Raw genomic sequence first — 24,007 nt, 5'->3', positions numbered from 1 at the left:
GAATCGAGGAGGGTATCGGAATCGATCAGGACCGAATCAGTATCGGATTCCGAGTGGTCTAGCGACTCCACAGCCGCGAGGAGCATTTCGGAACGGGAATCGGACGTGCGCTCTGTCAGCGGATCGTCGAGCACCAGCAGAGAGAGGGAGAGATCCGGGCCGAGTCCGAGCTCGGTGCTGGAGCCACGGCTTTGGTAACGCTACCAGAAGCGGATGATGCCTGAATCACGAGTCGCTGACCCGGTCTCCCGAACGCCGGTGGTCAGGGGCGAAGCACCCACCAGAGCGCAACGGCGTAGCCGAGGGGTACCCAGACGAACGCGAGTGCGAGCACCCCGAGTATCGAGATCGGATCGATCGGCGAGAATTGCAGGATGCCGATCGAAAAAAGGACGCTCCAGCCGCCGAACGCCGCCATCGCGATCCGGGGCATGGTCAACAGATATCCCACCAGCACGAACGTGCACCCGGCGATGATCGCGTTGACCGGGAACGAAAACATCGGCGTCAGACTGCCACCGACGAACAGCGGGTAGAGAACGGCCACGGAGCCGACGGACACCGCCGTGGCCTGATCGAATTGGTGCCCGTCCCACCCGAGGTCGACCTCGCCGTCCCAGTCGTGAACGGAGTACTCGAATCCGCCGTCGTCGTCCGCCGTTGCCGTCGCACGGGCTTCTTGACGGGTTTTCGTCCCGCCGTTCCCAGCCGTCTCGTCGGTGTCGAACGGCCAGTTCCCCGCCGCCCGTTGCTTCGCCCGTTTCTGACGCCGTTTGGATCGCTGCCGAGCGTGGTGGCTTCGCGTCCGACCGGTGTGGTCGGTCTCGGTTCGTGTCGACTCCTTTCCCTCGTTTATCCACCACTCAGCCACCTCCTGCCACTTGGTGTTCTCTTCGGGCGTGCTCGTCTCCGTCCCACTGGTCGTGTTCTGTTCGGATGCGTTCGTCTCCGCGCCAGTAGCCGTCGTGTCCGTACCGGTTGTCGTCTCGTCCGTACCAGTCGACTCCGTGTTCCCCGCCGATCGACCCGTGCCCGTTCGGGCCCCTGCGTTCGAATCCGATTGGGCGGCCGAATCGGAGCTTTCGGCCGAACCGGCACCGTTTTCATCGGACTCGTCATCGTCCACACTCGAGTCGGAACCGGCCGACGCTCCCTGAGCGAGTCCGACGTACGCATCGTGGCCCAGGCGGTCGTAGCGCGCGCGTTCCGTCCCGTCGGTGAGCACTGACCTCGCGGTCGTGACCTGCTTGAACTGCTCGGCCGCGTCGGGATCGTCGGAGTGGTCGGGGTGGGTATCGAGGACTCGTTCGCGATAGGCGGACTCGATCTCGTCGTGAGTCGCGTCCGGATCGATCTCGAGCACCTCGTAATACGTCTCCCCCATCACATTGGTGATTGAACGGGTGAGTAAAAAACTGCTCGGGCGAGACGACTGTCGTCGAGACCGACAGTTCTGTCGGCTTGCTGGAGGGAGGCGGCTGGTATCTACCAAATAAACCCATGAATGCTATACAAAATCTCCCTCAGCGACGCGACTCCGGTCGGCGACGCGAACCTATTTCACCTATCGACGACGAAATTCGAGCAAATGGTTTCGGAACTCTTCGATGCGGACCGGTGGGAGCCGGTCGACCCCCTCGATCGCGAGTTTCAGGACATCACCTACCACCGCGCGGTCGACTCCGGCACGGTTCGGATCGCGTTCGATCGACCGGACGTTCGCAACGCCTTCCGGCCGGGGACCGTCGACGAGCTGTACGACGCGCTGGATCACGCCAAGCGCCAGACCGACGTGGGTTGCATCCTGCTCACGGGGAACGGCCCGTCCTCGAAGGACGGCGGCTGGGCGTTCTGTTCCGGCGGCGACCAGACGGTTCGGGGCGAAGACGGGTATCAGTACGAAGGTGACGAGGAGAGCGAGGCGCAACGCGCCTCGGACAATGCGAGCGGACAAAGTCCGCGAACACGCACGTCCGAGCAGGGCCGACTGCACATTCTCGAGGTCCAGCGCCTGATCCGCCATATCCCGAAGGTGGTCGTCGCCGTCGTGCCGGGCTGGGCCGTCGGCGGCGGCCACTCGCTGCACGTCGTTTGCGACCTCACGCTCGCGAGCGAAGAGCACGCGAAGTTCCTCCAGACGGATCCCGACGTGGCGAGCTACGACGCCGGCTTCGGCTCGGCGTATCTCGCCAAACAGATCGGCCAGAAGAAGGCCCGCGAGGTGTTCTTCCTCGGGAAGACCTACGACGCCGAGGAAGCCGCGGAAATGGGAATGGTCAACGAGGCCGTTCCCCACGGGGAACTCGAGGAGACCGCCCTCGAGTGGGGGCAGCGCATCAACTCGAAGAGCCCGACGGCGATGCGGATGCTCAAGTACGCGTTCAACATGACCGACGACGGGATGGTCGGCCAGCAGGTCTTCGCCGGCGAGGCCACGCGGCTGGGCTACATGACCGACGAAGCGGCGGAAGGTCGGGATGCCTTCGTCGAGGGTCGCGATCCAGACTTCGACGACTTCCCGTGGCACTACTGACGAACGACTGACCGAGGGAGATCGAGGCGACAGGAGATATGGACCGACGAACGTTCCTCCGGCGGACGACTGCGGTTCCGGTCGGGCTCGCCGTCGCGGGCTGTGGAGCGCCCAGCGGCGAGTCCGGCGAGGCGACCGACGATGCCGAGAGCGGGAACGGAGCGGACACCGGCGACGAGACCGGCGGGGGAACCGCGCCGGTTCCGCGGATCGAGGATCCACCAGCGGCGGTCTATCTCCCGGGACATCGGAAATCGATGCGGATCCTCGAGCCGATCGAGGCCGGTGACTACGCGCTGGCACCGTTGCTCACGTACCCGCATCCGTTCTGGGTCGTCACCGGGTCCTATCGACGGATCGTCGAGCCCCCTGCCGGTCGCGGCGTTCATCTCATGCTCGTCTGCTGGGATCCGGAGACCGGACTCGTCCTTCCCGGCGATGCCGAACCGAGAGTGACGGTCTCGCGGAACGGCGACGAGATCACGTCGCGGTCGCTGTGGCCCATGCTCTCACAGGAGATGGGCGTCCATTTCGGCGACAACGTCGCCCTGCCGGACGACGGCACGTACACCGTCGGGGTCGACCTGCCGCCGCTTCCGACGCGTCGAACCGGCTCCCTCGCGAGACGGTTCACCGAGGGTGGGACCGCGACGTTCGAACTCACCTACGATCGGGCGTTCCGCGAGGAAATCGTCGACGGCCTCGAGTTACTGGAGCAGGAGCGCTGGGGAGAACGGGGAGCGCTCGAGCCGATGACTCGCCGTACCGACGGCGGTGCGAACGGAGGGGGTGCCGACGTTCCGTACTCCGCACTCCCACCGGCGGACGACTATCCGGGAACTCGTCTCGTCGATTCGGACGCGGATACGGACGCGAACGCCGACCCTGGCCTTCCGAGAAGCGGTGACGCGGCGTTCGTCGTCACGCTCCTCGAGGCCGGCTCGCGCCTGGCCGACGGCGAGGAGCGATACCTGCTCGTCTCCCCGCGGACGCCGTACAACCGCGTTCCGCTGGTGAATATGTCGATGCGGGCCGTTATCGGACGCAACGGGTCGACGGTCGTCGACCGGCAACTCGAGGGAACGCTCGACGCCGCGTTCGGCCTGTCGTACGGTCGATCGATTCCGGACGTTCGGCCGGGCGATTCGGTGCGGATCGTGATCGAATCGTCGCCGCAAGCGGCACGCCATCAGGGGTACGAGACGGCGTTTTTCGATATGGGGTCCCTCGAGGTGGCGATCCCGCCGACGTAGACGAGCCCCGGAACCCCGACCCGCAATGCCAACGTTGACACTCTCTCGAGTGGCACATTCGAACAATGAGTTCGGCCGAGGTCGAAATCTCACGGACGAAGGCGTGGCTGATGGCGGCCCGCCCCCAGACCTTGCCCGCGGCTGCGGCCCCCATTATCGTGGGGACGGGACTCGCGGTCCACGAGGGGGTGTTCGCGCCGCTGCCGGCACTGTTCGCCTTCGTCGGTGCGGCACTGATACAGATCGGGACGAATTTCGCGAACGACTACTACGACGCGATCAAGGGCGCCGATACGGAGGATCGGGAGGGATTCACCCGCGTCACCCAGTCGGGACTCATCTCGCCCGAGCAGGTCAAACTCGCCACGTTCGTCACCTTCGGGCTGGCGATCATCACCGGCACCTATCTCGTTTATATCGGGGGCCTCCCGATCCTGATCGTCGGGCTCGTGAGCGTCTTCTGCGGGTGGGCGTACACGGGCGGCCCCTATCCGCTGGGCTACCACGGACTGGGCGACCTCTTCGTATTCGTCTTCTTCGGTCTCGTCGCCGTCACGGGGACGTACTACGTGCAAGCCGCAGCTGTTCTCGCGGAACCGCTGACGACGGCCATCCCCGTCGGAACGCTCACCCGAGACGCCGTCGCGGCGAGCCTGCCGGTCGCCGGCATCTCGACGGCCATCCTCGTGGTGAACAACATTCGCGACAAGGAGACTGACGCCGGGACCGGCAAGCGAACCCTCGCAGTCCGGCTCGGCTACCGGTGGAGCCGTCTCGAGTACGTCTCCCTGCTCGCGCTCGCCTACGTCGTTCCTCTCTGGTTCTGGGCGGCGGCGGGCCTCGGTCCCGGCGTGTTGCTCCCGCTCGTCACGCTGCCCTACGCTGCGATGATCGCGCGAACGGTCTGTACGCGAACGGACGGCGAGGCGCTCAACCCGGCCCTCGAGGGGACGGGCAAGCTGCTCGCGATATACGCGGTCTGTTTCGCCGGAGGGCTGGTGATCCTATGAACGCGACCGGCTCCCTTTCCCTCGAGTACCGGCCGTTCTCGCTCGAGCTCACCGAGGCGCTCGAGACGGCCGACGGGACGATCGACTCCCGTGACGGCTTTCTGGTCCGGCTGTTCGACGAAGACGGGACGGCCGACGCTCGCTCTCGATCGGCCGTCGGCTACGGCGAAGCGACGCCGCTCCCCGGCTGGACCGAGTCCCACGCCGACTGCGAACGGGCGCTCGAGCGGGCACAGGACGCGATTCGGACGGACGGGCCGAGCGGGGCACTCGAGGCCGTCGACCGGCAGGTCGCGGCCCGACACGCGCTCTCGCTGGCGCTGGCCGACCTGCAGGCGTCTCGCGAGCCGACGCCGCTGTACCGCTACCTCGGACAGGGACCGATGGTCGGTCGGGTTCCCGTCAACGCGACCATCGGCGACGGGTCGCCGTCCGAAACCGCCGACGAGGCACAGCGAGCCGTCGACCGCGGGTTCGACTGCTGTAAGCTGAAAGTCGGTCTCCGCAGCGTCGAGGAAGACGTAGAACGCGTCCGCCGCGTACGTGAGACCGTCGGATCGACCGTCGAACTGCGCGCCGACGCCAACGAGGCGTGGACCTACGAGGAAGCGGAATCGGCGCTCGATGCGTTTTCGGACCTCGGGCTCTCGATCCTCGAGCAGCCGTTGCCCGCGGGGGCGCTCGAAGGGCACGCGGACCTCCGAGCCAGGAGCGGCGGCGTCTCGATCGCGCTCGACGAAGGGTTACTCGAGCACGGCGTCGATGCGATCTGCGACGCCGATGCGGCGGACGTCGCCGTCCTGAAACCGATGGCGCTCGGCGGGATCGACGTCGCCCGCAAGGTCGCGGCCTGGGTGACGGAAGTCGACATCACGCCGCTGGTGACGACCACCATCGACGGTGTCGTCGCGCGGACGGGTGCCGTCCACCTCGCGGCGGCGATCCCCGACGTTCCGGCCTGCGGGCTGGCCACGGGCGAACTGCTCGCGACCGATCTGGGTCGCGATCCCGTCCTGCTCGAGAAGGGGTCGGCGGTCGTCCCGCAAGCCAAGGGGCTCGGCGTCTCGGACGTGTGGGATCCATGATGGGCGAGCCGACCGACTGGCCGACTCGAGACCTCGTCGCACACCGGACGGCGGCGACGCCACAGCGGACGGCGCTGGTCGATACCGAGACGGGATTCGAGTGGAGCTTCCGCGAGTTCGATCGGCGAGTCGACCGCGTCGCGTCGGCCCTCGAGGCCGTGACTGCCGGCGAATCCGACGGTGGGGGCGATGACGGCCAGCGGATCGCCCTTCTCATGCCGACCAGACCCGCCTTCGCGACGATCTTCTTCGCCGCGATGCGAACCGGCACGACCGTGCTCCCGCTGAACGTCCGCGAGACGATCGGCGAACTCGCGGCGAAGGTCGAGCGAACCGACCCGACCACGCTCGTCTGCGACGGGAGCACCGAGGACGCCGCTCGCGAGGTCGCGGCCGAAATCGAGCCGATCGATTCGGCAGATACCGATTCCATCGATCTCCGGTCGGTGGACGATCCCGGCTGTGAACGAGTCCGATCGCTGCTCCCGTCGGACTCGAGCGGAGCGAGCGACGCCGATCGCGAGTGGTCTCGAGCGGTCGAGCCGGTCCCCCTCGAGCGCGACGACACGCAACTGATCATGTTCACGTCCGGGACGTCGGGCGAGCCGAAGGCCGTCCGACTGACGGTCGGCAATCTCGTCGCGAGTGCCACGGCCTCCGCGTTTCGGCTCGGTGTGACGCCGACCGATCGGTGGCTGTGTTGCCTTCCGATGTACCACATGGGCGGACTGGCACCCGTGATCCGATCGGTGCTGTACGGCACGACGGTCGTGATTCAGCGCGAGTTCGACGCGGAATCGACGTCTCGGGTCCTCGAAACGTACGACGTGACCGGCGTCTCGTTCGTCCCGACGATGTGCAAGCGGCTGCTGGATGCCGGCTGGGAGCCGGCCGACGCGTTGCGATTCGTGCTACTCGGCGGCGCGCCGGCCTCGAGCGAGTTGCTCGAGCGGTTCCGAGACGCGGGTGTTCCGGTCCATCCGACCTACGGCATGACCGAGACCGCGTCCCAGATCGCGACGGCGACGCCGGCGGAGACCGGGACCCACGAGGGAACCGTCGGCCAGCCGTTGCTCTTCACCGACGTGTCCGTCGTCGACGAGACCGGCGCGACGGTCGATCCCGGCCAGCAAGGGGAGCTCGTGGTTTCGGGGCCGACGGTGACACCCGGCTATCTCGACGACGAGAAGACTGCGGCGGCCATCGACGAACGCGGCTTACACACCGGGGACGTCGGCTACGAGGACGACGACGGACGCCTGTGGGTTCTCAACCGTCGGAGTGACCGCATCGTGACCGGCGGCGAGAACGTCGATCCCGGCGACGTCGTCGCTGCGCTCCGAGCCCATCCCCGCGTCGAGGACGCCGCGGTCGTCGGACTCGCGGACGAGGAGTGGGGCGAGCGGGTTGGTGCGCTCGTCGTTCCCGGCCCGGCATCGGAATCGGCCAGCGACGACTCGCTCGAGCCCCGATCGATCCGCGCCCACTGTGACGACCGCCTCGCCGGATTCAAGCGACCGAAGACGATCGGTATCGCCGACGCGCTTCCCCGGACGACGTCGGGGACCGTCGACCGCGAGCGGGTTCGCGATCGACTGCTCGAGGCGGGGACGGACGTGACCGAGTCGGCGTGACTCCCATCGATCGCCGGTGGTACCGATCGGACTGCCGCTGGAACCGAAGTTAAGACGCTGGCGTTCCTATTCAGTTGCGTGTGTACGCTCACGCTCGCCTGGCAGGTCTTCGACGAGGCACCGGTGGCAGTCGCCGCGAATCGTGACGAGGCGCTGGGACGGGAGTCAGTTCCGCCCGCCGTCTACGACGAGGAGCCGCTGGTCGTCGCACCCAGGGACGCCGAGGCCGGCGGGACCTGGATCGGCTACAACGAGCACGGCGTCTTCGCGGGGATCACGAACAAGTGGACCGACGCCGACCTCGCCGGTGACCGCTCGCGGGGATTGCTCGTCGCCGACGTGCTCGAGGCGCGGTCCGCCGCCGACGCGAAATCGATCGTCGAGGATGCGGTCGAGGACGACGAGTACAGCGGTTTCTACCTCGTCGTCGCTGACGCGGCGGACGCGTTCTGTTTCCAGTGGGACGGGGCGCTCTCCCTGACGACGTTCGATCCCGGCGTTCACGTCGTCGTCAACGTCGCGGTCGACGACGTCGACGCTCCCCCGGCTCGGTCCGACATCGGGGAGGAACAGGCGGCGAACGCCCGAGCGGTGCGGGACGCGCTCGCGACAGATCCGGACGAGACCGTACTGGACTGGCTCGAGCGAGCGGGCGACGTGCTCGGCGATCACGAGTACGGGGTCTGCATCCACCGGGACGGGTTCGGGACGAAATCGTCCTCGCTGATTGCACTCGGCCCCGAGACGGAGCAGTACGCCTTCGCACCCGGCCCGCCCTGTCGGACGAGCTACGACGACGTCAGACTCGCCGACGACGCGCTCGAGACGGGTCTCGAGGGAAGTACACGGGCCGAGTGACGGCCGCGATCGCGGCCGTCGCGGGGATCGAGAACGAAGCGGCAACCGAAGGCGGTGCCGATAATCGGTGCTCGACGGGGAAGGGCACATTTAAGCGGCTCGCTCCATCTCGTATGGATATGGACGCACTCCTGCCTGTAGCCGCGCGCACGGCGAGGTGGTCACCGTGAGCGTTTCGGCGGCCGAAGCCGAGCTCTCCGAGGACGAGCGGGCCGGCCTCGAGCTCGTTCGCGAGTCCGGGGGGATTCACCAGAGCGATTTCTGGAAGGAACTGGACGTCTCCTCGCGGAAGGGCAGCCGGATCGTCGAATCGCTCGTCGAGAAGGAACTCGTCGACCGCGAGGAAACCGTCTACGACGGGCACAACACATACTACATCTCGCCGACCGCTCGAGACCTCGATTTCACCCTGTTGATGGCCGGCGACATGCTCTCGCCGTTCATCGGTGAGGAAGAGGTCGATCCCAACAGCGACGCCTTCTCGCAGTGGATCATGAACCTCGCGTACGAGGAGTGAGCCGCCCGGTCTGACGGTCGAGCCGGATTCGGCCCCCGATCGTCCCCGATTCGTCGCGCCGAGAGCGCCTCGAGCGTTCGATACCGCGACCCCATTTTCGGTGATTCATCGGTTCGTCGACGGCGAACCGGCCATCTAGTCCGGTTTCGCCGGAGTCAGCCGTTCGATTCCGTTGCACCGTGTACCTGTGCGACGTGCGTGAACGTGACCAGTCCGATTCCGCCGACGAGGTTCCCCGCGGTCGCGATGACGACGGTCTCGACCAGCGATCCGTAGCTGACGCCGGCGCCGAAGAGAAGCCCGAAAAAGACGTGGATGGCAGTGACGATCACGTGATCGAAGGGGCCCAGAGCCAGCAGGAATCCGACGACGTACGCCATCGTGATGCGACTGCCGACGCTGTTGACGGCCTCCAAGAGGAACGACAGGAGGCTCACGAGCGCGCCCCCGATGATGGCGCTCGCGAACATTCCTCGTATCGGTCGATTGACGATCCCCTCGGCGGTCCGGGACAGGGCGTGTGCCGACCCCGACGGAAGGACGCCGTCGACAGCGAAAACGAGTGCAAAGAGGAATCCGCCGACGAGGTTGACGACGAGGGTGACGATCCACAGACGAAAGAGCGGCCAGAGCAGCCACGAATCGTCCGCATCGACCGCCTTCGCGGCCGGATCGAAGAAGTTCTCGTTGAACAGTTCCGACCGCCCGACGACGAGGAAGACGACGCCGATCCCGAAGGTGAGCGCACCCGCGACGTGTGCGACCTCACCGAACTGGGGTTCGACCAGTGCGTCGACGACGCCCAGCGTGGCGATGCCGAAGACGATGGTAAACCCCGCGATAAAGCTCGTCGCCGTGAGCTCGAGGAGCGACTGGTCGAGCCGCCGTTCGCCTTCCGCGACCGCCCGCTCGAATATTTCGTCGGGATCCGGCGCAACGGACACAGCGCAAGTACTGTTCGCTGACGAATAAGTGCCGGACATGAATACGCTGTGGCCGCGACAGCGACGACACACCGGTACGGAACAGCACGACTCGATCGCCGTCCTGCCGCCGGGCGTTACTCGTAGGGATCGAATCGCTCGATGAGAACGAACGGATCCCGTTCGCGGTTATAGTACGAAACGTCGCCGTCGAGGGCCTCGATGAGCCGTCGGTGGACCTCCCGTGCGGCTCGTCCCTCGTTGGGTTCGAGGTGGTGTTGCCCGCGCATATCGGTCCAGAACCCGCCGTCGAGCCAGAGGAGGGTCTCGGTGTTCGACTGGTAGACGACCTCGCCCTGTCGGGTCAGCCCGTCGATCGTGAACTGGCGTCCCGAGAGCTGTGCGCGAGCGAGAACGGCGATGAGCTGTCGACGCGACACGGGTGCGTGCAACGCGACGTCGTCGATTGTGTCGCCGAAATACGCCTCGACGAGGTCACACGCCCTCGAGAACTCGTCGAACTCGACTTCCTGGTTCTGTGCGATCTTCATGACATTCTAACCCAACCACTGGTTGATTACGACTATTGTTAGCGAAATTGGTATAAAAATCTATGCCCAATGAGTTGTGTTGCCCCATCGATATCGGATCGGTCTCCCGTCGATTCGTCAGGCGAGCGCGCTCGCGGCGCGGATCAACCGCTCCTCGCCGAAGGCAGGACCGACCAACTGGAGGCCGACGGGGAGCCCGTCGGTCTCGCCTGCCGGGATCGAGATCGCCGGCAGATCCGCGAGGTTGACCGGCACCGTGTTCGCGTCGGCGAGGTACAACTTGAGGGGATCGTCCAGACTCTCGCCGAGTTCGAACGGCGGGACCGGCATCGTCGGCGACGCGAGCACGTCGGCCTCCGACAGCGCCTCGTCGAAGTCCTGCTTGACCCACGCCCGGGCGTCCTGTGCCTTCTTGTAGTACTTGTCGTGGTAGCCCGCCGAGAGCGCGTAGGTCCCGAGCAGGATCCGGCGCTTGACCTCGTCGCCGAAGCCCTCCTCGCGGGCTTTCGCGAAGGCCTCGTTCCAGTTGCCGTCGTAGCCGCCCGAACGCCCGTAGCGAACCCCGTCGAACCGCGCGAGGTTCGAGGAGGCCTCCGACATCGCGATCACGTAATAGGCTTCGACCGCGTGCTCGACGGAGGGGAGGGAGACCTCGTGGTACTCGGCGCCGCGGTCCTCGAGCTCGTCGATAGCGTCCCAGAAAGTCTCGACGACGCCCTCGTCGGCCCCCTCGAGTAGCTCCGTGGGAACGCCAATCGAGAGTCCGTCGACGTCGCCCGTGGCGGCGGCGGCGTAGCTCGAGTCGTCGCCCTCACTACGAGTGGTTGCATCCCGTTCGTCGCTCCCGGCGATCACGTCGAGCAGCGCCGCGGCGTCCTCGACGGTCTCGCCGAAGGGCCCGATCTGCTCGAGGCTGTTGCCGTAGGCGACGAGGCCGTACCGCGAGACCAGGCCGTACGTGGGCTTGATGCCGACGACGCCGCAGAACGCGGCGGGACAGCGGACGGAGCCGCCGGTGTCGGATCCCAGCGCGAGATCCGCCTCGCCGGCGGCGACGGCGGCCGCGGACCCACCGGAAGACCCGCCCGGGACGTGGCCCGGTGCGGCGGGGTTGTCCGTCTCGCCGAAGTACGACGTTTCGGTGGTCGTTCCCATGCCGAACTCGTCCATGTTGGCCTTGCCGACGATCGTCGCGCCGGCGTCCGTGAGCCGTTCGACGACCGTCGCGTCGTAGGGCGGGACGTAGTCCTCGAGCATCTTCGACCCGCAGGTCGTTCGAACGCCCTCGGTCGAGATGTTGTCCTTGACTGCCACAGTCCTGCCGGCGAGGGGGCCGTCCTCGGCGCCCTCGATCCGTTCCTCGGTGATGAAAATGTTGTCCGACATGGTTACGAGACGTTCGGTCCTTTGAAGTAGCCGTCCTCGGTCTCCGGCGCGTTCCGAAGCGCTTCCTCGCTGTCGAGGGAGGCGCGTTCCTCGTCCGGCCGCATTACGTTCGCGAGGTCGGCGTCCCGATCGACTTCCGGCACCTCATCTAGCGTCTCGAAGTACTCGAGGATGTCCGCGAACTGCTCGGTGAACCGGTCGACCTCGTCGTCGTCGAGGTCGACGCGGGCCAGATCCGCGACGTGGCGGACCTCCTCGGGGCTGACGGCGTCGTCGCTCATACGTGTTCGCACCGGCCTCCGGAGAGTAAGGGTTTCGATACCGGTGGCGCATCGATGGGTGCGCCCTCCGTGTCGACCGGTCGACCGCGTCTTCGGTTCGGTACTCCCGGTTGCAACCCCAGCGTTTAAGTGACAGCAATCCGTTACACTAGGTTGAAAGACAGTTTTCCAGCGACAGGTTCACGATTCGGCGACAATGACTGATATTCCCATACGAACGCGGACTGACGAGCGAGACCAGACCGAGTCCGAAGCTGAGAGCGACGCCGCGGTCGAGAGCACACAGCAGCGAGAGGAGTGTCCGGAGTGTAGTGGTCGACTCGTCGCCGACGACGAGCACGCCGAAACGGTCTGTACGGACTGTGGGCTGGTCGTCGACGAAGACGAGATCGACCGCGGCCCCGAGTGGCGGGCGTTCGACGCCGCCGAGAAGGACGAGAAGTCCCGCGTCGGCGCGCCGACGACCAACATGATGCACGACCAGGGACTCTCGACGAACATCGGCTGGCAGGACAAGGACGCCTACGGGAAATCCCTGAGCTCCCGCCAGCGCGAGAAGATGCAGCGCCTGCGAACGTGGAACGAACGGTTCCGGACTCGCAACTCCAAAGAGCGCAACCTCAAGCAGGCGCTGGGCGAAATCGATCGGATGGCCTCCGCGCTCGGCCTCCCCGACACGGTCCGGGAAACCGCCAGCGTCGTGTACCGACGCGCGCTCGAGGACGACTTGCTTCCGGGACGATCGATCGAAGGCGTCGCGACCGCCGCGTTGTACGCCGCCGCCCGTCAGGCCGGGACACCACGGAGCCTGGACGAGATTTCGGCCGTCTCACGCGTCGGCAAGGACGAAGTCGCCCGCACGTACCGCTACGTCGTCCGCGAACTCGGGCTCGAGATTCAGCCGGCCGATCCGGAAAGTTACGTGCCTCGCTTCGCCAGCGAGCTCGAGCTCTCCGACGAAACCGAACTGCGCGCTCGCGGGCTGCTGTCGACGGCCAAAGAGAAGGGCATCCACAGCGGCAAGTCTCCCGTCGGCCTCGCCGCGGCCGCAGTGTACGCCGCCGCGCTCCTGACAAACGAACAGGTCACGCAAAACGCCGTCGGCGAGGTCGCGAACATCTCCGAAGTGACGATCCGGAACCGGTATCACGAACTGCTCGAGGCCGAGGACGGGGCGACGGTCTGAGTCGCTCGTCGAACCGCCCGTCGGATCGACTGTTCAATAGATGATTACCGACTCGTAATTCAGTACTACCGGGACGGCCGTTCGCGCCCGATCGATTTAATCGATCTATACTCAAGGTCGATCTCCTCGAGTCGTCGAGTATGCACTGCGATAACTGCGACGCCGACGAGGTTGCATACACGTTAACGACCTACGTCGAACCGGCAAGGCAAGATCACGTCCAGCTTCACTTCTGTTCGACCGACTGCCTCCGCGTCTGGACGTGACTGCGCGCGGCGATCAGCAGTGGGTGGTCGAGTGACGAGCCACGAACCGGTTCGCTCGGCAGTCGATATTGTCAGCGGTCGGGTCATCCGGCTCTTCTCGAGCGGATTCGAGCGAAACAAGTCGTACGCTACGGGTTGCGGACGGTCCCGAACGAAAAAGTGAGTCAACAGTCGGCCGATCCCGCTCACGGATCCTCGTCGTAGAGGTCTTCGGTCGGTTCGCCCTCGACGTTGACGACGCCGAGTGCGCCCCGGCGAGCGGCGCGCGTCAGCGCGTGGTCGACGATCTTGACCGGGCCGGGGACGGGGAACTCCATTTCGGCCGCGGTGGTCGTCCCGGGGGCGACGGGCGCGGTCTCGATGTTCAGGTCGGGTTCGCTCAGGAGGTCGCCGTCGCGGTAGTAGCGGCTCCAGACGTTCCCGATGGGGTGGAGCGAGCTCAGCAGGTTCGGCCCGCCGTTGGCGAAGTACACCCGCGCAGTTTCGCCGGTGTTGGCCTGCATCGGCTGGCCGCCGTCGGGGGCGAAGCCGTAGGCCTGGCCGTTGAACACGACGTAGGTCGGCGATTCCTCGAGCATGGCGTCGAAGTCGAAGCTGTGGTGGCCCTCCTCGCCGACGTCGCCGTCGGTGTAGATCTCGTGCTGGCCGAGGTAGTACTCGTGGTCGACCTCGGGGAGGCCCTCTTCGGGCTCGACGAGGATCGAACCGAACATGCCGCTGCTGATGTGCTGGTCCATGTTCGGGATCGCACAGTGGTAGATGAACACCCCCGCGTAGTCGGCCGTGAAGCTGATCTGGGTCGGGTCGTCGCCGGGCGCGATCGTGGTCGCGTCGGCCCCGCCGCCGGGCCCGTAGACCGCGTGGAAGTCCATGTTGTGCGCGGCCGCGTTCAGGTCTTCCGGGACATCGAACGTGAGGTTCACCCGATCGCCGCGGCGCACGCGGACCATCGGGCCGGGAACCTGCCCCTCGAAGGTCATGTACTCGAACGTGACCCCGGGTTCGATCTCGGCCGTCTGCCGAACCGTCTCGATCGTGATGTCGTGTTCGCGCGGCTCGTCCCAATCGACCGGCGCGGGAACGTCCGTCGGGTCCCGCGCGATCCGGTCGACGTCGACCGCCTTCGCTTCCGGCAGTCCCTCCTCGCCCGCCGGCTCGTCGGTTTCCGCGCTGTTCCCCTGCGTATCGCCATCGAGACAGCCGGCCACCGCCAGCGCGCCGGTCGCCCCGATCGCCTGCACCACCTGCCGTCGGTTGAATTGGGTTTCGGTCATCGTCCTATCTATAGATAACGGTGGACGTATGATCAAGTATAGAGATGATTCTCGGCAGATAGTAATCGGATCGGCCGATCCCGCTATACCGTGGGCAGTTAAGTACCCTCTCGCAGCCCATCGTGATCGGAGCGGGTTCTGACCACCGTCGCCCGCTCGCCCCCGATCGTCGCTGCGTTTCTTGCTGGTAGTCGTCCACAACCGGTATGCCGTCTCGCGGTCCAGTCCGAAACATGAGAACGGACCCGCGAGCAACGATCGCTGGTTCGGACGTCGAGGCGGTCGTTTCGTCGGTCGGGCTTGACTCGCACCGACGAACCGTCAACGGGATCGAGTTACACACCGTCGCCGCCGGTGACGAAACGAACCCGCTGATCGTCCTTCTCCACGGCTTTCCCGAGTTCTGGTACGCCTGGCGTGCCCAGATTCCGCCGCTCGTCGAGGCCGGGTATCGCGTATTAATTCCCGACCTGCGCGGATACAACCTGAGCGAAAAACCCGGTGGAGTGAAATCGTACCGGGTCCGGGAATCCGCTCGAGACGTCGTCGACCTGATCGCGACGGAGAACCGTGAGGTCGCACACGTCGTCGGACACGACTGGGGTGGCATGGTCGCCTGGGACCTCGGGCTCCGACACCCGGGGGCGGTCGACCGGCTCGCCGTCGTCAACGCCCCGCACCCAACCGCCTATCTACGGCAGGTCACCGCAAACCCCGAGCAACTGTCCCGGAGCCTGTACGCCGTCTTCTTTCAGCTTCCGTGGCTACCCGAGCGCGTCTTGCAGTACGACGAGTACCGCATCCTCGAGCGAGGGCTACGCGAAACGGCTGCACCGGAGACGTTTCGCGACGACGAGCTGGCTCGCTATCGTCGTGCCTGGAGTCGGGACGGGGCACTCACTGGAATGCTCAACTGGTATCGGGCAGCCGCTCGGTATCCGCCGATTCCGCGATCCGAGCGGGTCGATGTCCCGACACTCATCGTCTGGGGAGAAGACGACACCGCACTCGTCCCCGCGCTGGCCGTCGACAGCGCGGACCGGTGTGAGGAGAGTCGACTCGAGCTACTGCCGGAGACGAGCCACTGGGTGCCACGCGAGACACCGGCGCGGTTGACGTCGTTGCTCCTCGAGCACATCGATCGGGAGTGACGGCGTGGTATTCGGTTCCTCGAGTCGAGATTCGGACTGTCGCTTGCGACCCGCAGTGATCGCGGGCCGTCGCTGGCGATCGCACCGTCGGTGAATCCGGATCGATTCCGTCGCTCGAGAATAGCACCCCGAACGGGTTCGGGGGTAGGGCTACCCGCCGCGTGGACGACAATCGATCGTGGAATGAGTTCCTGCTCGCTCTGTGGACTCCCGATCCCCGACCGACCGGTGACGGCGGCGGACGTCGAGGGAACCTTCTGTTGTCGCGGCTGTCTCGAGGTGAGCGCGAGCCTTGCGGACGTCGACGATCTCGACCGGGAGGCGGTCGTCGACCGCGCGACGGAACGCGGTGATCGCGAGGTGCCCGATGGGAGCGAGGAGACGTTTCTCGCGGTCGAGGGGATGCACTGTTCGACCTGCGAGGGGTTCCTTTCCCTGCTCGGCGAACGGGAGCCCGGAATCCGGACGGTCGAGGCGAGTTACGCGACCGACACTGTCCGCGTCGTCTACGACCCGGACCGGCTGGACGAGGCGGAGCTCCCCGAGGCGCTCTCCGGGTACGGCTACGAGGCCCGGTTCCGCGATGACGACGGCGGGACCGCCCGCGCCGACGAGGAACTGGTCCAGCGGCTGCTGGCCGGCGGGTTCCTGGCGATGCTCGTCATGCCGTGGTACCTGTTCTACCTCTACCCGAGCTACGTCGGGATCGAGACGGGAATTCTGACCGTCGACGCGACCTCACCCGTCGGCGTCTACTTGCCGATGGCGATGATCGGGGTGTTGACGAGCGGCGTGTTGTTCTACACCGGCTATCCGGTCCTGCGGGGGGCGTACGTCAGTCTCCGAGTGAGACGACCGAACATGGACTTGTTGATCGCGATCGCAGCCGTCTCGGCGTACGCGTACAGTACCGTCGCGCTGGCGATGGGGAGTACGCACCTCTACTACGACGTGACCGTCGCCGTGATCCTGATCGTCTCGCTCGGAACCTACTACGAGCGCCGGGTCAAACGCCGGGCGACAGATCTGCTCGCCGACGTCACCGCCGCACGGGTTCGCGAGGCGACCCGCCGAACGTCGGCGGGGGCGGAAACGGTTCCGGTCGATCAGCTCGTCGCGGGCGACGAGGTTCTCGTCAGGCCCGGCGAACGGGTTCCGATCGACGGCGCGGTCCTCGAGGGAACGGCGGCCGTCGACGAGTCCGTCCTCACCGGCGAGTCGTTGCCGGTCACGAAACGACCAGGGGATCGGGTCGTCGGCGGGTCGATCGTGACCGACAGCGCGCTCGTCGTCGAGGTCGGCGAGGACGCCGAGAGCACGCTCGACCACATCGCGACGCTCATGTGGGAGATTCAGAGCGCGACGCCGGGCGTCCAGCGACTGGCGGACAGACTCGCGACGATCTTCGTTCCGTTCGTGCTGACGCTCGCGCTCGTCGTGACGGGCTGGCGCCTCACCACGGGAACGGCCGTGGGAGACGCGGTACTCACGGGGCTGACGGTACTCGTGGTCTCCTGTCCCTGTGCGATGGGGCTGGCGACGCCGCTAGCGGTCGCTTCGGGGCTGCGCGACGCCCTGGAGCGCGGGATCGTCGTCGCGAACGCGACGGTGTTCGAGTCGGCAGCGACCGTCGAGACGGTCGTCTTCGACAAGACGGGGACGCTGACGGCGGGCGAGATGACGGTCCTCGAGGTCCACGGAGACGACGAGGCGGTCGATCTCGCCGCGGCCGTCGAGCGCCGTTCGGAACACCCCGTTGCCGATGCCATCGTCGCCCGCGCCGCGGCGAAAAAAGCGGACGGATCGGACGGAGCGGAGACCGACGCACGCGTCGCGTCCGACGGCGGCCGCCTCGAGTCGGAGACGGACGACGAGTCGAGCGCCGGAATCGAAGTGCGTGACTTCGACCGGCATCCCGGCGAGGGCGTCAGCGCGACGGTCGAGGTCGAGGGAGCAGTGTCGTCCGCCATCGGCCCGGATCGCGGCGACGAGAGGCAAGACGGTGAGCGGGTAGTCGTCGGCACGCCGGGGCTCGTCGAGCGGCTGATCGGCCCGGTGCCGGCCGAGCTCGAGGCGGCTATCGACGATGCTCGAGATCGGGGTCGACTCCCCGCGGTCGTCGGCTACGGCGGGCGGGCGAGGGCCGTCGCCGTCGTCGGCGATCGGACGCGCACCGAGTGGAGCGATGTCCTCGAATCGTTCGCCGACCGTGAGGTGGTCGTACTGACGGGCGACGACGCGGCCGCGACCGAGACGTTTCGTGACCATCCCTCGGTCGATCGCGTCTTCGCGGGCGTCCCGCCGGACGGGAAAGTCGAGACCGTTCGGCGACTCTCCAGCGAGGGCGTGACCGCGATGGTCGGCGACGGGACGAACGACGCGCCTGCGCTGGCCGCGGCGGACGTCGGGATCGCGCTCGGTGACGGGACCGCCCGCGCGACCGACGCCGCCGACGCGGTCGTCACCTCGAGTGACCTCCGCGCCGTCCGTTCGGTGTTCGATCTCGCGGAGGCCACCCGGCGGCGCATTCGCGAGAACGTCTGCTGGGCGCTGCTGTACAACGCCGTCGCGATCCCGCTGGCCGCGATGGGACTGATAAACCCGCTTTTCGCGGCCGTTGCGATGGCGACCAGCAGCGCCATCGTCGTCGTCAACTCCTCGCGGGCGGTACTCGACGACGAGCGGTGACCTCGTGTGGGGACGATTCGTCTCATCGGCACGTCGATCGGTTTCGGGTATGGCGTCGTGAGAACGCAGGTGAGTCCGTTCCGCATCTGGAACGTAATTCGCCCCGTATACTTATCGACGAGTAGTGGTAACACTATACATGGATAGAAGACGATTCCTCGAGTCGTCTGCGGCCCTCATCTCGGTCGTACTCGCCGGCTGTGGCGGGCCGGAAGACGAGACCGACGATGGAGGCGGCGGTGGTGGATACGCGCTCGACGAGTCGACGCAGTTGGGGCCTCGAAACCGCACGTGAATGCTGGGCCGACTGCTGCCTCTCGGAGGATTCCCTCTTGAAATTCCGACGAGCGCCCGGAGCCGTGCCCCGGAAACGGCGTATCTTCTCTCGATCCCTGCGACCCGAATCACGCTGTGGGGACATCGTACCGGGATCGGCCAGCGGTCGTTCGGATGCTGCTGGCTGCCCTCTGTGGATTCCTACGACTGTCGATCCGAGAGCCACGCAGTACCGTCGTTCGAGGGACGAACGGCCGAACGGAAGGTCGAGCGAACGCGCCCGATACTCGAGGGTGATCACGCTCCGGCTACCAAAATCGAGTCTACGCTTCCGGAACTGAGGCGACGGACCGACGGTACCGTCGCAGGGTGTCGTCGTCCTCGTCGCGGAGTTCGACGACGAACTCCTTCTGGCCGACCACCTCCTCGAGTTCGTCCTCGCGGAACGTGAACTCGAACGGCGGCTCCTCGACGCGAGTGACCTGATTGTTCCCGCTGATCACGACGACGCTGTCGACCCCTTCGGACTCGGAGAGTTCACAGGAGACGACGCCGTCCGACCGGGTACAGGAGAGATCCGGATTGACGTCCGAGCCCGAATCGTTCTCGAGCGTCGACTGGAAGTCGAGCAGCATGGGAGAGATGGGGGCCGTCCCGAGGATCAGGACGATGGCCAGAAAGACCGAGAGGTTGATTTTCGACCCGTTCCGGGCGATCGCCCGCACCACCGGGTGCTCGGCGGTCCGTCGAAGCCGGATCACGAGCGGGACGATCACGGCGTGGGTCAACGGCCCCCAGAGGATGAGGACGAACCCGTAGGCCCTCGTGTACTCGAGGATCGTCCAGTCGATTCCGTAGGAGAGGACGAGACTCGAGGCGGACCAGCAGAAGAACCCGAAGAAGAGCAGTCCGGCGCTCTTGAACAGTCGCCAGATCGGCGTGTTCGCGTAGTAGACGCTCAGCAAGTCCCGCCACGCCTGTCGGAGGAGATGCTTCACGGACTCGAGCGGCGATGCGGTCGTGTCGGCGTCGGAGTGTGATGGCATGGGTGGTGATCAGCGAAACGGATGGTCGATCAGGCGCCGATCGACCAGAGCTGGGTCAGCAGATACCAGTTCAGCAGATAGGTTATCGCGAACGCGGCGAGGAAGACCAGACAGAGGACGAACGTGCCGCGCATTTCGTAGGCGTGGACGGGATCGTCCGGGTCCTGGGCCATCGCGAGACCACCGTCGGCGACGAGATCCGCGTTGTCGTCCCCGTTCTCGACCCGGTCGCCGAAGACGAGCGAGCCGACCGCCACGACGACGAAGAGGACCCCGCCCGCGATTGCGAGGAGGGCGAAGATCCCGAAGATAGCGAACAGCGGCGCCGCGGCCGAGAGGCTGAACTCGGTCCCGGGGATGTTCTCGACGACTTCGGCGGTTCGGCGCGGGACGCCGTAGAGAATGCCGACGTACATCATCATCAGGACGGCGACACCCATCGCGGCCGAGTAGAAGAACGGCTGGATGGACGCGAGCCGTTCGGAGATGTACTGGCGCATGAACATCGTCCGGATCACGAAGAAGGCCAGGCCCATGAACGCGACCGTCGTCCCGAGGACGACCGTGGCGTGGAAGTGGCCGACCGTCGCGAACGTGTTGTGCCAGGTCATGTTGAGCTGGAGCTGCCCCATCATGACGCCCGTGATCCCGCCGAGGAATCCGAAGAGGATGATCGAGAAGATCGTCGAGGAGAACACCGGGTTCGACCAGGGGGCGGACGTCAGCCAGCCGAAGAGGCCGCCGCCTTTCCCGCGCTTGCGCCGCCCGGCCTCGATCCCCGCCGGGATGGCGAACGCGTGGATCAGACTCGCGAACGTCGCCCCGTAGAACGCATAAGACGTGTTCCAGAGCCGCCAGCCGGTCGACACCGCGGGATCGGACAGCAGGTGGTGTGCCGCCCCGAGGTTGATGAAGAAGAGGTAGAGAATGAAGGCCGTCCGCGAGACTTTCTCGCTGACGACCTCTGCGCCGGCGACGACGTGGGTCAGGAAGTACCAGACAGCAATCATCGCCACGAGGTTGATCTGCTGGGTCCCGTGGCCGATGATCCAGTACATCTGGCGGTACCAGGCCGCGTCCCACCACTCGATCAGCTCGAGTCGCCAGAACAGGGTGGGAACGAACGCGAACAGGCCGCCGACCAGCGCCTCGACGGCGATGATCGACGTGACGAACGCGGCGAAGCTGACGAGCGGGAGCGTCTTCCCCGGATTCTCGCGCTTCTCGTACCACATCGTCACGAAGAAGGGCAGCGCCGCGACGACGGTGCCCAGGATGAAGACGATCGCGCCCGCGTAGAACAACGGTGAGACGGGCATCGGGACGTAGGCGGTCAACAGCGGTGCCTCGTTGGGGGGTTCGGTGGTCCAGATAGCGTAGTTGACCAGTACGGCCCCCCCGACCATGACGGCCCATCCCGCCTTCGCGACCGTCGTGATCGGGAGCCGTCTGCCGAGCACCATCGGGCCGCCGACGTAGAGGATGGCGATCTCCATGAACACCATCCAGAAGATCAGCAGGTTCCACGCGTGCATGCTGAGGTGCGTGTAGAAGTCGGCGGGCTCGAGCAACCCGATCACTTCCCAGCGGGTCATCGCGACGGTAAAGGCGAAGATGCCGCCGAACAGCAGGGCGACGACTGCGGTGAGGCCGAACAGTTTGACGTAGTTGTCGACGGAGCGGTGGACCTCGAGTCCCGTCACGGAACAGGTCCGGAAGCCGTCGTCGCGATACTCGTTGTCGAACAGGCCGAGAACGTCGAGCGTGTGTGCCATCGTTATCCCTCCTCCACGACGATTGTGCCGTGCATACTCCTGTGCCCCTGGCCGCAGAACTCGTTACAGATGATGTGGTAGGTCCCGGGTTCGTCGAAGGTCATCGGGACAACCCACTCGTAGCCCGGCAGCACCTGCAGGTTGATCTGTTTGCTGAGGGCGTCCTCCGGTCGGAGGGAAAAGCCGTGCTGAACGTCGAAGGAGTTCAGGTGAATGTCGTACTCCGTCCCCGTTTCGAGCACGACCGGCGCGCCGTCCCACTGGAAGCGCATCGCTTGCAGGTACACGTCTCGATCCGGCGGGACGAGGCCGTCGTCGGTCTCGGTCGCCCGTTCCTTGTAGTCGGACAGCTTCTCGCGGTAGTCCTCGGCATCGATCCGGAACGTCTCGCCGATGGGGTTCTGGTCGCCCACGCGCGTCCAGGCACTCATCCAGCCGAAGAGGATGAGCGACCAGCCGACCCCGAGCCCGAGCCAGATAGATTCGCGTCTGTTGACCGGTTGATCCCACCAGTTTCCGTCCGGGGGTTTGATCGGTGACGTCATCGAATCATCCCAGTGGAACGGAGAACACGTCTATCCAGCCCCACGCGACGTACGACAGGGCGAAGAACGCCAGCGCTGCCGCCGCGAGTAACCAGATGCGGTCGTACAATCGTTGCATCACCGGCGCCGATTCGCTCGAAGGTGGTTCAGTCATCGTTTCGTTCAGCCGGAACTCGTTTTGATATCTGCATATCCGTTGTCCCGCACATATTCCCGTGAAAACGCGGATCGCGCTGGCTCGAGTGGAACGTCGCGGCTCGTCGGCCCGGTCAGGTGGCGACGACGAGCGTCTCGAGGACGATCGCGAGGAGAATCGCTCCGAGGTAGTAGTTCGAGACGTAGAACGAGCGGAGCGCGACCTCGTCGGTCGGCGTGCGGTACTGGCGGATCACCGACCGCAGGAAGACGCTACCCAGCGCGATGGACGTGACCGCGTAAACCCAGCCCAGTCCGGCAATCCACCCGAGAACGCTCGCGGCCAGCAACGTCGCACCCAGGTAGAACGCGACGTGTCGACGCGCCGCCGGGACGCCTTCGACGACGGGGTACATCGGAAAGCCGCCGCGCGCGTAATCGTCCCGAAACGCGATCGCGAGGCTGTAGAAGTGTGCGGGGGTCCACAGGAAGATCACCGCCGCGAGGGCGAGCCCGGGCGCGCCGACGGTTCCGGTGACGGCGGCCCACCCGATAACTGCAGGGAGTGCCCCGGCACCGCCGCCGAGAACCGTGTTCCAGGCGGTGTTGGGTTTCAACAGGACCGTGTAGAGGACGGCGTAGTAGACGATCGCCGCGAAGGTGAGCGCCGCTGCCAGCGCGTTCACCCACGTCACGAGCACGATCATCGACGTCACCACGAGAGCGAGCCCGAACGCGAAGGCGTTCCGGGCGGGAACGAGCTCGTGGACCAGCGGCCGGTCGTGCGTTCGGTTCATCCGCCGATCGCGGTCGCGTTCGTAAACGTGATTGAACGTTCCGCTCGCGCCGATGGCGAGGACGCCGCCGGCGAGCGTCGCGATCGCAGTCGTCGGTTCGAGCGGCGCGCCGGTGAGCGTCGCCAACCCCATCCCCGCGAGTGCGACGAGACAGAGCAGCCACATCAGCCGCGGCTTGGTGAGCGTCAGGTACGCGCCGCCCGTCCGCCGGAGCCGGGCGAACGATCCCTTCGGTCGCTCGTTCGATCTCGCCGTCCCCTCGATATCGTCGTGGTTGGCCGCCGAAACGGGTTCCGACTGGTTCCCCGCGCTCGAGGCGACCGTGTCCCCGTTCGGGGGTATCTCCTCGCGGGGGTTCTCCTCGAGCGTCCCGACGAGCGCGACGAGGAGGCAAGCGAAGATGGGCATCGCGAGTGCGAGGTGAACCGTACTCGCGATGGCGGGGCTCCCGACGAGGATAGCGGCTCCGATCGCGACCTGGACGGGAAAGAGGACGACGACACAGCCGACGAGCCGGGCCACGCGACGATCGACAGCGGTTCGCCTGACGGCGAGTCCGGACGCGACGACGAGGATGCCGGTGACGAGGGCCGCGAGACGGTGGCCCCAGAAGAGCAGGACCTCGCCGGAAAGCGAGAGGAACGCCGGATCGGACGAACACCGCAGGAACCTCGAACAGTTCGTCGCGCTATCGGTCGTCGAGACCGCGGTCCCGAGTGCGACGAGAACGTACGCTGCGACGGTCGTCGTTGCAAGGAGGTCCGCAAATCGTCGTCGGTCTGTGATATCTATCATCTGTCAGCGGTCGCTACACTCGCGGCTATCCTGCGAACTGAC

General features: G+C 66.1%; 22 protein-coding genes and 1 pseudogene. 12 read left to right on the top strand and 11 right to left on the bottom strand.

Annotated elements, in window-relative coordinates:
• Positions 1 to 5: 5 nt before the first annotated feature.
• Positions 6 to 224, top strand: a pseudogene (locus tag LDB05_RS23555) (ATP-binding protein); the annotation flags it as partial.
• 38 nt (positions 225 to 262) lie between these two features.
• Here LDB05_RS23555 and LDB05_RS03030 read toward each other — a convergent pair.
• Positions 263 to 1,384 carry a J domain-containing protein gene (locus LDB05_RS03030; protein WP_226006457.1) on the bottom strand — a complete coding sequence of 374 codons (1,122 nt, stop codon included), beginning with the start codon at positions 1,382 to 1,384 and terminating at the stop codon, positions 263 to 265.
• Between the two features lie 204 nt (positions 1,385 to 1,588).
• On the opposite strand from LDB05_RS03030, the gene LDB05_RS03025 reads away from it, so the two are divergent.
• The 7 genes from LDB05_RS03025 to LDB05_RS02995 all read left to right on the top strand — a co-directional run bounded on the left by LDB05_RS03025 (position 1,589) and on the right by LDB05_RS02995 (position 8,890).
• Positions 1,589 to 2,533: a 1,4-dihydroxy-2-naphthoyl-CoA synthase gene (locus LDB05_RS03025; protein ID WP_226006456.1), complete on the top strand. Its 945-nt coding sequence runs from the start codon at positions 1,589 to 1,591 to the stop codon at positions 2,531 to 2,533.
• A 38-nt stretch (positions 2,534 to 2,571) separates the two neighbouring features.
• Complete coding sequence (locus LDB05_RS03020; RefSeq protein ID WP_226006455.1) at positions 2,572 to 3,786, top strand: iron transporter; 1,215 nt, start codon at positions 2,572 to 2,574, stop codon at positions 3,784 to 3,786.
• A 65-nt stretch (positions 3,787 to 3,851) separates the two neighbouring features.
• A complete protein-coding gene (locus LDB05_RS03015) occupies positions 3,852 to 4,796 on the top strand; it encodes a 1,4-dihydroxy-2-naphthoate polyprenyltransferase (protein WP_226006454.1) in 945 nt (314 codons plus the stop codon).
• Positions 4,793 to 5,881, top strand: a complete 1,089-nt coding sequence (locus LDB05_RS03010) for a mandelate racemase/muconate lactonizing enzyme family protein (RefSeq protein ID WP_226006453.1) — start codon at positions 4,793 to 4,795, stop codon at positions 5,879 to 5,881. Before LDB05_RS03015 ends, LDB05_RS03010 begins: the two co-directional genes overlap by 4 nt.
• Complete coding sequence (locus tag LDB05_RS03005) at positions 5,881 to 7,515, top strand: class I adenylate-forming enzyme family protein (RefSeq protein ID WP_226007861.1); 1,635 nt, start codon at positions 5,881 to 5,883, stop codon at positions 7,513 to 7,515. The genes LDB05_RS03010 and LDB05_RS03005 overlap by 1 nt, the downstream gene beginning before the upstream one ends.
• 78 nt (positions 7,516 to 7,593) lie before the next feature.
• Complete coding sequence (locus LDB05_RS03000) at positions 7,594 to 8,373, top strand: NRDE family protein (RefSeq protein ID WP_226006452.1); 780 nt, start codon at positions 7,594 to 7,596, stop codon at positions 8,371 to 8,373.
• 166 nt (positions 8,374 to 8,539) lie between these two features.
• Positions 8,540 to 8,890 (top strand): helix-turn-helix transcriptional regulator, encoded by a 351-nt coding sequence (locus LDB05_RS02995; protein WP_226006451.1) that lies wholly within the window; start codon positions 8,540 to 8,542, stop codon positions 8,888 to 8,890.
• A 155-nt stretch (positions 8,891 to 9,045) separates the two neighbouring features.
• Here the strand turns inward: LDB05_RS02995 and LDB05_RS02990 are convergent, their stop codons facing one another.
• The 4 genes from LDB05_RS02990 to gatC all read right to left on the bottom strand — a co-directional run bounded on the left by LDB05_RS02990 (position 9,046) and on the right by gatC (position 12,031).
• Positions 9,046 to 9,834, bottom strand: coding sequence for a formate/nitrite transporter family protein (locus tag LDB05_RS02990; protein WP_226006450.1), 789 nt, complete (start codon positions 9,832 to 9,834; stop codon positions 9,046 to 9,048).
• Between the two features lie 116 nt (positions 9,835 to 9,950).
• Positions 9,951 to 10,364, bottom strand: coding sequence for a DUF8048 family protein (locus tag LDB05_RS02985; RefSeq protein ID WP_226006449.1), 414 nt, complete (start codon positions 10,362 to 10,364; stop codon positions 9,951 to 9,953).
• A 117-nt stretch (positions 10,365 to 10,481) separates the two neighbouring features.
• Complete coding sequence (gatA, locus tag LDB05_RS02980; RefSeq protein ID WP_226006448.1) at positions 10,482 to 11,750, bottom strand: Asp-tRNA(Asn)/Glu-tRNA(Gln) amidotransferase subunit GatA; 1,269 nt, start codon at positions 11,748 to 11,750, stop codon at positions 10,482 to 10,484.
• Positions 11,751 to 11,752: 2 nt separating this feature from the next.
• Entirely contained in the window at positions 11,753 to 12,031 is a 279-nt protein-coding gene (gene gatC / locus LDB05_RS02975) for an Asp-tRNA(Asn)/Glu-tRNA(Gln) amidotransferase subunit GatC (protein WP_226006447.1), read from the bottom strand.
• Positions 12,032 to 12,227: 196 nt separating this feature from the next.
• On the opposite strand from gatC, the gene LDB05_RS02970 reads away from it, so the two are divergent.
• The gene (locus LDB05_RS02970; protein WP_226006446.1) at positions 12,228 to 13,217 is read left to right on the top strand and encodes a transcription initiation factor IIB; all 990 of its coding nucleotides are present in this window, start codon (positions 12,228 to 12,230) and stop codon (positions 13,215 to 13,217) included.
• Positions 13,218 to 13,668: 451 nt separating this feature from the next.
• Here the strand turns inward: LDB05_RS02970 and nirK are convergent, their stop codons facing one another.
• Entirely contained in the window at positions 13,669 to 14,757 is a 1,089-nt protein-coding gene (gene nirK, locus LDB05_RS02965) for a copper-containing nitrite reductase (RefSeq protein ID WP_226006445.1), read from the bottom strand.
• 233 nt (positions 14,758 to 14,990) lie between these two features.
• On the opposite strand from nirK, the gene LDB05_RS02960 reads away from it, so the two are divergent.
• From LDB05_RS02960 to LDB05_RS02950, 3 genes are all read left to right on the top strand, one after another.
• Complete coding sequence (locus LDB05_RS02960) at positions 14,991 to 15,908, top strand: alpha/beta fold hydrolase (protein WP_226006444.1); 918 nt, start codon at positions 14,991 to 14,993, stop codon at positions 15,906 to 15,908.
• Between the two features lie 183 nt (positions 15,909 to 16,091).
• Positions 16,092 to 18,596, top strand: a complete 2,505-nt coding sequence (locus tag LDB05_RS02955; protein ID WP_226006443.1) for a heavy metal translocating P-type ATPase — start codon at positions 16,092 to 16,094, stop codon at positions 18,594 to 18,596.
• A gap of 139 nt (positions 18,597 to 18,735) precedes the next feature.
• Positions 18,736 to 18,891: a hypothetical protein gene (locus tag LDB05_RS02950; RefSeq protein WP_226006442.1), complete on the top strand. Its 156-nt coding sequence runs from the start codon at positions 18,736 to 18,738 to the stop codon at positions 18,889 to 18,891.
• Between the two features lie 304 nt (positions 18,892 to 19,195).
• On the opposite strand, the gene LDB05_RS02945 is transcribed toward LDB05_RS02950, so the two are convergent.
• The 5 genes from LDB05_RS02945 to cyoE form a co-directional block, all read right to left on the bottom strand.
• Entirely contained in the window at positions 19,196 to 19,918 is a 723-nt protein-coding gene (locus tag LDB05_RS02945; protein ID WP_226006441.1) for an aldo-keto reductase family protein, read from the bottom strand.
• 29 nt (positions 19,919 to 19,947) lie between these two features.
• Entirely contained in the window at positions 19,948 to 21,693 is a 1,746-nt protein-coding gene (locus tag LDB05_RS02940; protein ID WP_226006440.1) for a cytochrome c oxidase subunit I, read from the bottom strand.
• A 2-nt stretch (positions 21,694 to 21,695) separates the two neighbouring features.
• Positions 21,696 to 22,238 carry a cupredoxin domain-containing protein gene (locus LDB05_RS02935; RefSeq protein WP_226006439.1) on the bottom strand — a complete coding sequence of 181 codons (543 nt, stop codon included), beginning with the start codon at positions 22,236 to 22,238 and terminating at the stop codon, positions 21,696 to 21,698.
• A gap of 4 nt (positions 22,239 to 22,242) precedes the next feature.
• Positions 22,243 to 22,392 carry a hypothetical protein gene (locus LDB05_RS02930; RefSeq protein ID WP_226006438.1) on the bottom strand — a complete coding sequence of 50 codons (150 nt, stop codon included), beginning with the start codon at positions 22,390 to 22,392 and terminating at the stop codon, positions 22,243 to 22,245.
• A gap of 115 nt (positions 22,393 to 22,507) precedes the next feature.
• Positions 22,508 to 23,965: a heme o synthase gene (gene cyoE / locus LDB05_RS02925; protein WP_226006437.1), complete on the bottom strand. Its 1,458-nt coding sequence runs from the start codon at positions 23,963 to 23,965 to the stop codon at positions 22,508 to 22,510.
• Between the last annotated feature and the right edge of the window lie 42 nt (positions 23,966 to 24,007).

The organism is Natrinema salinisoli, from assembly GCF_020405205.1.
Lineage (GTDB): Archaea > Halobacteriota > Halobacteria > Halobacteriales > Natrialbaceae > Natrinema > Natrinema salinisoli.
This window is presented reverse-complemented; position numbering and strand designations above follow the sequence as displayed.